Raw genomic sequence first — 12,416 nt, 5'->3', positions numbered from 1 at the left:
ATGGGAATTATATGTCCCATTCGTCCTACTTGTCCCAGGCTTTTTTAAGGGAACTCCCATGACCGAAGGTTTCATCCCTCCCCATGGCGGCTACCAGAACCTGCTTTCCTACCGGAAAGCGGAGATCGTCTATGACGCCACGGTCTATTTCTGCGACCGTTTCATCGACCGGCGTAGCCGCACCCACGACCAGATGGTTCAGGCGGCCCGTTCCGGCAAGCAGAACATTGTCGAAGGGAGCATGGCCTCCGGTACCTCCAAGGAGATGGAGATCAAGTTGACGAACGTAGCCCGTGCCAGTCTGGAAGAGCTCCTGACGGATTATCGTGATTTTCTGAGAACCAGGGGAGAGCCTGTCTGGGATAAAGAGAGTAAAGAAGCCAGGTATGTGAGGGGCCTTGGGAGAAATATGCCTAATGGGACATCTGGGATAAATGAGACATATAGGTCCCCTGAGTCCCATAGGACCCATTTATCCCATGAATCCTACGAGACCTATAAACCTTTCATCGAAACTCGGTCACCCGAGGTTGTCGCCAATATCATCATCTGCCTGATCCATCAGACCAACTACCTTCTGGATCGGCAGCTGAAACAGCTGGAAGTGGCGTTCCTCAAGGAGGGTGGCCTGCGCGAGCGGATGACCCGTGCTCGCCTCGACGCCCGTAAAAAATCCATCGGGTAAATGGAGTGGGAAGAGTTTATTCCCTCAATGTCGATGGTTCTCAGCTGTCCCCATTTCCCCTGTTTACTCCTTGACAAATTCCCGGCCGCGGTGCTAAAAAGTACAGTCCAGTTCACGATTTTTCGCATTGCACAGAGGAGGGTTTTATTCATGGAGATGAAAGATTATATTTTCAGTTCGGAATCGGTTTCCGAGGGGCACCCGGACAAGGTTGCCGACCAGGTTTCGGATTCCATTCTCGATGCCATAATTGCCCAGGACCCGAAGGCCCGCGTGGCCTGCGAGACCATGGTGACCACCGGGATGGCTGTGGTCGCCGGCGAGATCACCACCACCGCCGTTGTCGACTATCCGAAGATCGTCCGGGAGACCATCAAGGAGATCGGCTACAACGATTCCGCCATGGGGTTTGACTGGGAGACCTGCGCGGTCCTCACCTCCATCGACAAGCAGTCCCCTGACATCTCCCAAGGGGTGACAGAAGGGGAAGGGCTTTTCAAGGACCAGGGGGCTGGCGACCAGGGGATCATGTTCGGCTATGCCTGCCGTGAGACCAAGGAATTGATGCCGATGCCGATCCTTCTCTCCCATAAGCTGGTGAAAAGGCTGGCCGACGTGAGAAAGGGGGGGATTCTCGATTTCCTCCGCCCCGATTCCAAGTCCCAGGTCTCTGTCGAGTACGTGGACAACCAGCCGGTGCGGGTCGATACCATCGTCATCTCCTCTCAGCACACCCCGGAGGTCTCCTATGAGGCCATCAAGGAAGGAATCGTGGAGGAGGTCATCCGGAAGGTGGTGCCGGCCGGACTGATGGACGACCGGACCCGTTTCCTCATCAACCCCACCGGCCGTTTCGTGGTGGGGGGGCCCATGGGTGACTGCGGCCTGACCGGGCGCAAGATCATCGTCGATACCTATGGCGGTGCCGGGCGCCATGGTGGCGGTGCTTTCTCCGGCAAGGACCCCTCCAAGGTCGATCGTTCGGCTGCCTACATGGGGCGCTACGTGGCCAAGAACCTGGTGGCGGCCGGCCTGTGCGACCGGTGCGAGGTGCAAGTGGCCTACGCCATCGGCGTGGCCGAGCCGGTGTCGGTCATGGTGAATACCTTCGGTACCGGTAAGTTGGAGGACGCCCGCATCGCCGCCATCGCCGGCGAGGTGTTCGACCTCCGCCCCCGCGCCATCATCGAGCAGCTGGACCTGCTCCGCCCCATCTACCGCAAGACCGCGGCCTACGGACATTTCGGCCGCGAGCTGCCGGAATTCACCTGGGAGCGGACCGACAAGGTTGATGTGATCAAAGGGAAAGCGGGCATTTAGAGGCCGGGACCCGTAATCCGGAACTCGGGATCCGGAAACCTAGACAAAGAAAGGCCGGGAGAGGCATATCTCCCGGCCTTTTGCCTTTACTGGTCCCGGATCCCGGGTCCCGTCATTCAATCGTTTCGCTATTACAGGTCCCCGGTCCCCGGTCCCCGTTTAAACCGGTACCCCACCCCCCTCACGGTCTGGAAGTAGACCGGGGTGGCCGGGTCGGGCTCGAAGTACTTCCGGAGCCGGACGATGAAGTTGTCCAGGGTGCGGGTCTCGGTATCGGAGCTGTACCCCCACACGCTCTCCAGCAGGGTCCGTCGCGGGATTGCCTCCCCCTCCTTCCGGAAGAAGAGGGCGAGCATCTTCACCTCCAGGTCGGTCAGGTCGATCTCTCCCTGGGCGGTCCGGGCGTGGTAGGAGAGGAGGAACACCTCGTTGTCTCCGAACCGGTACCCTTCTTCTACCGGTTCGGGTCGGTACCAGGCGGAACGACGAAGCATCCCCTGGACCCGGAGCAGGAACTCGTTCAGGTTGAACGGCTTGGTCAGGTAGTCGTCGGCACCGCTCGCCAGGCCGGTTATTCGGTCCCCTTCTTCGGAGCGGGCGGTGAGGATCAGCACCGGTACCCGCGAGTCGGCCTTCCGGATCTCTTTGCAGACTGCAAAGCCGTCCATCCCCGGCAGCATGACATCCAGGATTACCAATGCGAAGCGGTCGTAGCTGAACCGCTCCAGCGCCGCTTCGCCGGTTTCCACGTGGCTAACCCGGTACCCTTCCTGCTCCAGGTTGAAGCAGATTCCCCGGGCCAGGTGCATTTCGTCTTCGACGAGGAGTATGTGGGGTTTTTCTTCCGACACTCGTAACCTCTTGGGGTGCCCTGAAAAGGGATCGCCCTCTAAAAATTTTTCACGCTGCCAGCGGGAGGGTGATAATGAAGGTGCATCCCTTGCCCCTTCCTTCGCTTTCCACCCGGACTTTTCCGCCATGTTCCTCTATGACGGATTTTACGATGTGGAGTCCGAGACCGGTGCCGCGGATATTCTCTCCCGGCTGGCGGACACGGTAAAACATGGTGAAGACCTGTTTCAGGTCAGCCGCGTCGATCCCCATCCCCCTGTCCTGGAAGGTGAGTTGGCAGTGGCGTCCGGTCCGCTTCAACTCCACCCTGATATCCGGTGCGCCGGGGCTATAGAGAACCGCATTCTCGTAAAGATTGCGCAGGGCGGTCTGCATCTCCTCAACATCGGCGGCCAGCCGCAGCTCCGGCTCGATCTGGAGGTTGAGGTTTCCCCCCTCCGGGAGCTTGGCCCGCTTGGCCTCCATGGAAGCGGCGACGAAGGCGGAGAAGTCGATGACCGGGTACTGGGCGCGCCGGCGCCGTTGTTCCAGCTTGGCGGCCATGAGCAGGTTGCTGATCAGGTTGTTGAGCCGATCCGTATCGGCCAGCATGGTGTCGAGAAAACGCTCCAGCTTGTCCGGGGCCGGCTTGCGGAGCCTGATGGTCTCCAGGTGGAGCTGGATCGATGCCAGGGGGGATTTCAGCTCGTGGGTCACCTGGGAGATGACGTCCTTCTGTTCGCGGTAGAGCTTGGTCTGGCGTCGCCAGTAGATGAAGATGATGTAGATGCCGGCAAGGATAAGCACCAGGAGCACCAGCCCCACGGTCAGGACTGCCCAGTTGAAGCCGGGGCCGGAAAGGTCGGAATGATAGCGGCGGGCCAGTTCCCGCAGTTCCTTGTGGCGCGCGACGAACCAGAGGATCCAGAAGACCACCACCAGTATCCAGATGATCTGAATGCCAATGAAGGCGATGAGGGGGTCGAAGATTTTCTTGAGCCATTTCATGGTTTCTGTGTAGCATCGGAACGGCTGATTTGCAAGGCGCAAAATGGTTTTACATTTCTATTACAAATAGTAGCGGAGGTTTTTTGGTATGGTGATAGTGCGATAGCGTTCAAATTCTCGCCGTCCAGGAGAGAAACAATGGTGAAGCCCTTGAAAATCGGGAAATACGAAGTCAAATATCCGCTCATACAGGGTGGCATGGGGGTGCGGATATCCGCCGGTTCCCTGGCCGGGCACGTTGCCAAGTGCGGCGGGATCGGCATTGTCGCATCCGCCGGCATTGCCCTCAATAGCGGTCTTTACGATGGTACAAATTACGAGCAGGCCGACAGTGAGGCGTTCAAGGCCGAACTGACCAAGGCGTACAGCATTGCTCCCGACGGGGTTATCGGCGTGAACGTCATGGTGGCCCTTGCCGATTTCGAGCAACTGGTGGCTGCAGCCATTGAAGGTGGAGCCAAGGTGATCATCTGTGGAGCCGGTCTTCCCATGACTCTGCCGGGTCTGACCGCCCATGCCCCCGACGTGGCGCTCATACCCATCGTTTCCTCGGTGCGGGCCGCCCAGCTCATTGTCAAGAAGTGGGTCAAGGGGTATAACCGGCTGCCCGACGCGGTGGTGGTGGAAGATCCGGACACCGCCGGCGGACACCTGGGGGAAAAGATGGAGAACATCGGCACCGGCGAGTACGACCAGTACGCCACGGTGCGGGGCGTGAAGGCCTTTTTGCTCGAGGAGTATGGGGTAGACGTGCCGATCATAGCGGCCGGCGGCATCTGGGACCGGGCTGATCTGCTCAATGCCCTGGAGCAGGGGGCCGACGGGGTGCAGATGGCCTCGCGCTTCGTCCCAACCGTTGAGTGCGATGCCGACGACGCCTTCAAACAGGCCTATCTCGACTGCCGCAAAGAGGATATCGGCCTCATCATGAGCCCGGCAGGGCTGCCGGGGCGGGCCATTCTCCGGAACCAGGAAGGGATTGTCCTCTACGACCAGATCCAGTCGACCACCTGCTCCAACGGCTGCCTCAAGAAATGTACTTACAGGGAGTCGGGTGAGCGGTTCTGCATCGTCCATTCTCTCGACCGCGCCCAGCGGGGGGACGTGGAAACCGGCCTCGTCTTCTGCGGCACCAACGCCTGGAAGGCGGACCGTATAACCACGGTACAGGAGATATTCGACGAGCTGTTTGCGGAGGCTGCGGCGGAAGAAGCGGCATGAAAAGTGAAAAGTGAAAAGTGAAAAGTGAAAAGTGAAAAGTGAAAAGTGAAAAGTGAAAAGTGAAAAGTGAAAAGTGAAAAGTGAAGGGGGCGATTGATTTGCCCCCTTTTTTCGTGGCTGCCGGGGAATGGTTTTGACCTCTGCGGGCAATGATGGTATAAAAATCCTTTCTTTTTACGAACAATCAATTTTCTGGAGGATATCATGAGCTTTTCCGATTACCACGTTGCCGACCTTTCCCTTGCCCCCTGGGGGCGCAAGGAGATGGTCATCGCCGAAACCGAGATGCCTGGTCTCATGGCGATCCGCGAGGAATTCGCCGCCAGCAAACCCCTCACGGGGGCCCGCATTGCCGGTTCGCTCCATATGACCATCCAGACCGCCATGCTCATCGAGACTCTGACGGCGCTGGGTGCCGAGGTCCGCTGGGCCTCGTGCAACATCTTCTCCACCCAGGACCACGCCGCTGCTGCCATCGCCGCGGCCGGCATCCCGGTCTTCGCCTTCAAGGGTGAGTCCCTGGCCGATTACTGGGAATTCACCCACCGGATCTTCGAGTGGCACGACGGCGGCGCCCCCAACATGATCCTGGACGATGGCGGTGACGCCACCCTGCTGATGCATCTGGGAAGCGACGCCGAGAAGGACCCCTCCGTCATTGCCAACCCCACCTGCGAGGAGGAAGAGTTCCTGTTCGCCGCCATCAAGAAGCGGCTCGCGGAGAAGCCTGGTTGGTACGCGAAAACCGCCGCCGCCATCAAGGGGGTCACCGAGGAGACCACCACCGGCGTTCACCGGCTCTACCAGATGCATGAGAAGGGAAGACTCAAGTTTCCCGCCATCAACGTCAACGATTCGGTGACCAAGTCCAAGTTCGACAACATCTACGGCTGCCGCGAATCCCTGGTGGATGGCATCAAACGGGCCACCGACGTCATGGTGGCCGGCAAGGTGGCGGTCATCTGCGGCTACGGCGAGGTGGGGAAAGGCTCGGCCCAGGCGCTGCGCGGCCTCCAGGCCCAGGTTTGGGTCACGGAGATTGACCCGATCTGCGCCCTCCAGGCGGCCATGGAAGGGTACAAGGTCGTGACCATGGAGTACGCCGCCGACAAGGCGGACATCTTCGTTACCGCCACCGGCAACTACCACGTCATCACCCACGAGCATATGAAGCGGATGAAGCACAACGCCATCGTCTGCAACATCGGCCACTTCGATAACGAGATCGAGGTGGCGGCCCTCAAGCAGTATACCTGGGAGAACATCAAGCCCCAGGTGGACCACATCATCTTCCCCCCTACCGGGGACGCGCCCGCCGGCAAGCGGCTCATCCTCCTAGCGGAGGGGCGCCTCGTCAACCTCGGCTGCGCCACCGGCCACCCTTCCTACGTCATGTCCTCCTCCTTCGCCAACCAGACCCTGGCCCAGATGGAGCTCTACTGCAATCCGGGGAAATACCCGGTGGGGGTCTACATCCTTCCCAAACATCTGGACGAAAAGGTGGCGCGACTGCAGCTCCGGACCCTCGGCGCCATGCTCACCGAGCTGACCGACGAGCAGGCGGCATACCTGGGGCTGCCCAAGGAAGGGCCGTACAAGACCGACCATTACCGGTATTGAGCAGTCACTTCTCCGGGAGAAGTGACTGGTGCATCAGCGGTGAACAGGGCCGTCGGAGAGAAATCTCCGGCGGTTTTTTCGTTTTGACGGGGACGGTCGAGGGCATCTCCTGATGGCAAGGAATGTTCCAGTCCTGTTTCGTGATTGACCCGGCTACCTGCTCACGGATCAACTACCATAGTGAATCTAACAACGTTTGGCATAGTGCTCGGTCATTTCCAGCTTCTCGCTCCAGTAAGCGGCACAATGTGCCGATCGCGGGACAAGGGGTTGCCTTAAAAAGGCAATCCCTTTTTTTGTCGTTAAATCCTAAAGGTGTGTATCTGGTATTACAATGTGATTATTGGTTGGCGAGGCATGTGCGGTCATTACGACCATATAACGGATCAGCGGCATATCTGGGTTGTCGAAGGAAGGACCGTCCAAGACCGACTATTACGGTATTAAATCCCATGCCATTGTTGAGTGCTCATTTCGTGACTCGTCATCGACTCCTCATCGTACGTTCAGTACGCTTCCGGCAGCCTTTTCTGTTGGCAACCGTTTGATATTGCGGTGAGATTTTAGCTTGGCAGGCCTCATGCATCCTATACGTATTTGTAATGGGATAGATATATAACTGTGTTCTGACTATGGCCGCTTCAGGCCTTTCAGGGATGGCAATATAAATTTGAAATTGCAGGTGGTTGCCGCCAAATTCCGTAATAATGATACGTGTAATAGCGTGGTTTATCGTGTGCAGGTCTTAATGTTGCGGCCTATCCGGGGTGCGAATTTTTTGCTTTTCTCATTTTTTATAGTATTCTAATGACTCGGATAAATTGTATGCAGTTTAGCGGGTAGCGAAAAGGGGGGGTCGTATGAAAAGATGGCGTGGTTTGTGGGGCCGGATGATTCCGGCGGTGGCGTTTCTGGTGCTGTTTGTCGGCGTGGTGTCGGCTAATGCCTATACTGTCTCCGGTACAGTGACCAACAGTTCCGGTAAGACCGGGAGCAGGGTCTATATCGGTCTCAACGGCCAGTACGGTGGTAACGCAACATATGGAGTGAGTATTCCGGCACCTGCTCCTGGCACATCTGCTGGTTATACCATCCGCGGCGTGCCGGCCGGGAGCTATGTTGCCAATGCCTTCCTTGACCTTCGAGGAAATACCAGTGCCACCCACCACGCGAACGACCCGGTGGGGAGCAATAATACTATTGTTATTACCGGGGCAGACGCAGTCAACGCCGACATCACTCTTAACCTCCCCAGCGCGGGCTATCCGGCTCCGTTGGCTCCCGCGCTCAACGGCGTGATTCCCGGTCCCGGCGCTGCCCTTGTCAACTGGAATACTCCCTTTAGCAATAATGGCAACGAGATTGCGTACTCCTACAACGTCTACTGGCATACAGCAGACACCGTGAGTCCCACGGTCTATACCGGGAAGAAAACCGGTATCCCTGCCCGGGACAACGGGATGTATATCCAGACCATGCTCGACGCCACCACCCCTCTCGCCGACGGGACCACCCTCTGGTACGTGGTGACTGCGCAGTTCGGCCCCAATGGTCAACCAGGTTCCATCGAAAGCCCTGTCTCGAACACCTTTGGTCCGGTGACCATCGGCGCTATCCCGAGCGACTACACCTCCTCATTCGACGCTTCCGGGGTGGTGACCATCGATAGTGCTATTTCCCCCATCACAGGTCCCCTCTTGATGGCGATCTACACCGAAGGCCCCGGGACCCGCATTTTCAAGATCGACAACCCCGGCACTTCCAATCCCTTTACCGTCACCGGCCTGCCCAATGGCAACTACCAGGTTTTTTCACTCGTTGACCAGAACAAAGACGGCGTCATCTGGACAGGCGACTATACCGTCGGTGACCGCCTCGCTCCTGCGATCACCGTGAACGGTGCCAATGTATCCGGCATCACGAGTACCATCCCGAAGAGGGATGTTGAAGCATCAGTTGCCACTTCCCACTACATTGACGCCAGCGGCCAGGAGGGGTTTGGCCTCAACTTCAGTGCCCGGCCGGACTTCAAGCAACCGGTCAACGTGACCGTCCTCACGGGTCAGGATGTTGCCGGCCCGGTAGACCTTGCCGTGCGCCAATCGGGGGATTTCAGTTACCAAGTCAGCGGCATTCCGCGGCCCGCCGTTGGCACCGAGTACACCCTCGACATAGGCTACTCGGACGGGACCACGGGGAGTGAGACGGTTGCCGTCACGGCGGTTCTCGATAGTTTTGCCGATCCGGTGAGTCCGAAGGGTAAGGTGACCTTCAATCCGACACCGACGTTCAGCTGGACAGCTCCCTCCTCTCCTCCGGCCGGTTACACCTACAGCATGAACCTCAACGGCAACGATCTCTGGTGGGGTGTCGACAGGATACTGTCGAGCCAGACCAGTGTCCTCTTCAATTTCGACAACAATGCGAACAGCAATTCCCTTTCAGACAACGTGGTCTATACCTGGGAGATAGCCGTCAATGACGTGAACGGCAACGAGGCGCGGAAGCAGGCGTCGTTCTTTTCCGGCGGGAGCATTTCCGGGACGGTCAAGGGGAGTGACACCAATTCCGGCGTTGCGGGGATAAACGTCCAGCTCTACGACAACAACGGCAACTCCATGCCGGGGAACTACAATACGATGACGGCAGCCGATGGTGGCTTTGTTATCGGCGGACTTCAAACCGGCACGTACCGGGTCTGCTTCTGGACCAACCAGACCGGCTATGTGGCCCAGTGCTATGACAACATGGCCAGCTATAGCGCTCAGGCGACCAATATCTCAGTCACCTATCCGAATAACACCGCCCTGAATCCCATTACCCTGATCAAGAGTGCGGCCATCACGGGAACGGTGACCGCCAGTGGTGGCGGCGCAATCCAGGGGATCTCGGTGGAGTTGCGCGATACCAACGGCAACTGGATTTCCGGTCCGAACCAGACCCAGACAGATGCCGTTGGCAACTACACTCTGAACGGTCTCCAGGCGGGGAGCTACAAGCTTTACTTCAACGGTGCAGCACAGGGTTATATCGGCCAATGGTACAACGGCAAGAGCGATTCGACTTCGGCCGATACGATTACCCTCAGTACCGGCCAGACCCAGACGGCTAATGCCATCCTGACGCTTGGGGGCATCATCACCGGCCAGGTGACGAACGGGGCCACCGGCATCCAGAACGTCTCGGTGGAGTTGCGCGACACCAATGGCAACTGGATTCCTGGCATCAATAGCGCCATGACCAATGCATCCGGCAATTATACCATGGGTGGAATCCCGGCAGGAAACTACAAGCTCTACTTCAACGGTTCCAACGCTGGCTACAGTAGCCAGTGGTACAACGGCAAGAGCGACTCGGGTTCTGCCAATACGCTCAACGTAACTGCCGGTGGCACCTATCCGCTTACAACCGCAGTTTTGACGGCGTTGCCTCCCATTTCCGTCGCCGGCTCGGTTATCGACAACGCCAGTACTCCCTTGAACGGCGTTACGATAGAACAGCTGGGCAGCGCCAACACTGCAACCTCCACCACTGACGGTACATTTGCCATCAACAACATCCCGGGCGGCATGTGGTTCGAACTGAAGATGACCCAGGGAACCACCTACGTGCCGACTTACAGCGGATGGCTCAGCAGTTCGTCTAACCTGACATTGTCGTATCCCTACAGACTCTTAACTCCAGCCGAAGTCTCTACTGTCCTCGGCATTACCTCCGGCAAAGGAGCCATCCTCGGCCGGCTCGTCAACAGTGTCAATCCGGCGGTTGCGGTTAGCGGGGGAACCGTTACCGCTTACGGGCCGAGTCCGAGTTATGTCGTTCGCTACTTCGATTCCGCTACCCAGCAGTTCACCGGTACGACTGCAACCGATGCCAGCGGCATCTTTTTGATCAGGGATGTGGAAGATGGGGCGAATATAGGTATAAATGCGACCATAGGGGCGAGCAACATTGGCAATCTGAATGTCACCACCCACGCCCCTGGCGTATCTGAAGTCGCGATGCTTTGCAATATACCGCAGCCGTCTGGTAATCTGCAGTGGCCTGCCAGCATAACCGTTACGACGACCCAGACCACAGAGAATATTTTGGGTCTCGTATATCTCTGGGGAGTCACTGACACTGCACCGGGCCCGGCGACCGGATTGGTTGCCGAGCTAGGGTATGGGCCGACGGGAACCGCTCCTTCCAGCCCCTCGTGGGTCTGGAAGACGGCAACCTATAACACTCAGGTGGGGGGGAACTACGAGTATCTCTCGAATCTTTCTGTAACAACCGTCGGCAACTACGATTACGCCTTCCGCTATTCCTATTACGGATCTTACGTCTATAGTGATCTGTCGGGGAGCGAAAACGGAAACAGCCCTCTTCCCAACGCTGGCAAACTGACGGTCCTCCTCGCACCTGGTCCGCTGGATCATTTCCAGGTAGCGGGGATTGCCAGTCCGGTCACAGCGGGGACAGCCAACAGTGTTACCGTGACCGCCAAGGATGCGGGGAATACCACCATCACCGGCTACACCGGAACGGTGCATTTCACCAGCACTGATGCACAGGCGGTTCTGCCTGGTGATTACACGTTTACCGCCGGGGATAACGGTACCCACACCTTCACCAACGGCGTTACCCTGAAAACAGCGGGGAGCCAGACAGTCACGGCAACCGACACCGTCACCTCATCGATTACCGGCACCACTGGCCCTATCTCCGTGAATCCCGCTGCCGGCAATACGGCTGCCAAGATCGGCATCTTCAGCGATGGCTATTGGTACCTGGATACGAACCGGAGTTGGGCATGGGACGGTACGCCCACGGACACCCTCAGCATATTTGGCCTAAACATTCCCGGAGCAATCCCGGTGGTCGGAGACTGGAACGGCGACGGCAAGACCGAGATTGGTGTGTTCATTAACGGTATCTGGTATCTCGACATGAACGGCAACGGTCAGTGGGATGGGGAAGGGATCGACGTCCGAGGTGTGTTCGGCGCCGGAGTTCCTAATGCAATCCCCGTGGTCGGGGACTGGAACGGCGATGGTAAGACCAAGATTGGTATTTATGCTGACGGCATCTGGTACCTGGACGTAAACCAGAACTGGGCCTGGGACGGCGAAGGGATCGATGTGCGGGGCGTTTTCGGCATCGGCCTTCCCAATGCCAAGCCCGTCGTAGGGGACTGGAACGGCGACGGCATCACTGAGATCGGCGTGTACAGTGAAGGGCACTGGTATCTGGACAAGAACAGAAACTGGACCTGGGACGGCGAGCCTACGGACACGCATGGCGTATTCGGCAACGGCCTCCCGAACGTGGTTCCGGTGACCGGAGACTGGAACGGCGACGGCATCACCAAAATTGGCGTGTACAGCGATGGGAACTGGTACTTGGACAAGAACAACAATTGGGCCTGGGATGGCGAGCCAACCGACACCTATGGCGTCTTCGGCATCGGCGTGCCGAACGCGGTCCCGGTTGTTGGGAACTGGTAAAGAAACAAAAGCTTATTTCGGGGTAGCCGGGTCTACTCCGGTTACGGGTAAATGGTAAGCTCTTTATAATTTGGATTAAGTATATATGGATGAATGGGGAACCCCGCTCCTGTTAAGGAGCGGGGTTCTCGTTTTTTGACTTTAACTGGGTAATTTTACATCGAGAGCTGCTACGGCGCGCGGTTACCCGCGCCACGGTGTTCTCCTCGCAGTGCTGGTTGGAGGCTTGGCGGTGGAAGAAG

General features: G+C 57.9%; 7 protein-coding genes. 5 read left to right on the top strand and 2 right to left on the bottom strand.

The window, feature by feature from the left end:
- The first annotated feature begins 58 nt into the window (after positions 1 to 58).
- Positions 59 to 685, top strand: coding sequence for a four helix bundle suffix domain-containing protein (locus LDN04_RS16530; RefSeq protein ID WP_223913211.1), 627 nt, complete (start codon positions 59 to 61; stop codon positions 683 to 685).
- A 150-nt stretch (positions 686 to 835) separates the two neighbouring features.
- Positions 836 to 2,005 carry a methionine adenosyltransferase gene (gene metK, locus LDN04_RS16525; RefSeq protein WP_223913208.1) on the top strand — a complete coding sequence of 390 codons (1,170 nt, stop codon included), beginning with the start codon at positions 836 to 838 and terminating at the stop codon, positions 2,003 to 2,005.
- A 131-nt stretch (positions 2,006 to 2,136) separates the two neighbouring features.
- On the opposite strand, the gene LDN04_RS16520 is transcribed toward metK, so the two are convergent.
- A complete protein-coding gene (locus LDN04_RS16520) occupies positions 2,137 to 2,856 on the bottom strand; it encodes a response regulator transcription factor (protein WP_223913205.1) in 720 nt (239 codons plus the stop codon).
- A gap of 49 nt (positions 2,857 to 2,905) precedes the next feature.
- Positions 2,906 to 3,844: a sensor histidine kinase KdpD gene (locus tag LDN04_RS16515; protein ID WP_223913202.1), complete on the bottom strand. Its 939-nt coding sequence runs from the start codon at positions 3,842 to 3,844 to the stop codon at positions 2,906 to 2,908.
- 138 nt (positions 3,845 to 3,982) lie between these two features.
- Here LDN04_RS16515 and LDN04_RS16510 point away from each other — a divergent pair, with 138 nt between their 5' ends.
- From LDN04_RS16510 to LDN04_RS16500, 3 genes are all read left to right on the top strand, one after another.
- Complete coding sequence (locus tag LDN04_RS16510; protein WP_223913200.1) at positions 3,983 to 5,065, top strand: nitronate monooxygenase family protein; 1,083 nt, start codon at positions 3,983 to 3,985, stop codon at positions 5,063 to 5,065.
- 204 nt (positions 5,066 to 5,269) lie between these two features.
- Entirely contained in the window at positions 5,270 to 6,685 is a 1,416-nt protein-coding gene (gene ahcY, locus LDN04_RS16505) for an adenosylhomocysteinase (protein WP_223913197.1), read from the top strand.
- An 860-nt stretch (positions 6,686 to 7,545) separates the two neighbouring features.
- A complete protein-coding gene (locus LDN04_RS16500) occupies positions 7,546 to 12,174 on the top strand; it encodes a carboxypeptidase regulatory-like domain-containing protein (RefSeq protein ID WP_223913195.1) in 4,629 nt (1,542 codons plus the stop codon).
- Positions 12,175 to 12,416: the final 242 nt, after the last annotated feature.

Source organism: Geobacter sp. AOG1 (assembly GCF_019972315.1).
Taxonomy (GTDB): Bacteria; Desulfobacterota; Desulfuromonadia; order Geobacterales; family Geobacteraceae; genus Geomobilimonas.
The sequence above is the reverse complement of the archived record's forward strand: the minus strand, read 5'-3'. Positions and strand labels throughout refer to the sequence as shown.

Bases quoted from the DNA above. Each gene is read 5' to 3' on its own strand.
- LDN04_RS16530 (WP_223913211.1), top strand. From the start codon at position 59: ATGACCGAAGGTTTCATCCCTCCCCATGGCGGCTACCAGAACCTGCTT.
- metK (WP_223913208.1), top strand. From the start codon at position 836: ATGGAGATGAAAGATTATATTTTCAGTTCGGAATCGGTTTCCGAGGGG.
- LDN04_RS16515 (WP_223913202.1), bottom strand. From the start codon at position 3,844: ATGAAATGGCTCAAGAAAATCTTCGACCCCCTCATCGCCTTCATTGGC.
- LDN04_RS16510 (WP_223913200.1), top strand. From the start codon at position 3,983: ATGGTGAAGCCCTTGAAAATCGGGAAATACGAAGTCAAATATCCGCTC.
- ahcY (WP_223913197.1), top strand. From the start codon at position 5,270: ATGAGCTTTTCCGATTACCACGTTGCCGACCTTTCCCTTGCCCCCTGG.
- LDN04_RS16500 (WP_223913195.1), top strand. From the start codon at position 7,546: ATGAAAAGATGGCGTGGTTTGTGGGGCCGGATGATTCCGGCGGTGGCG.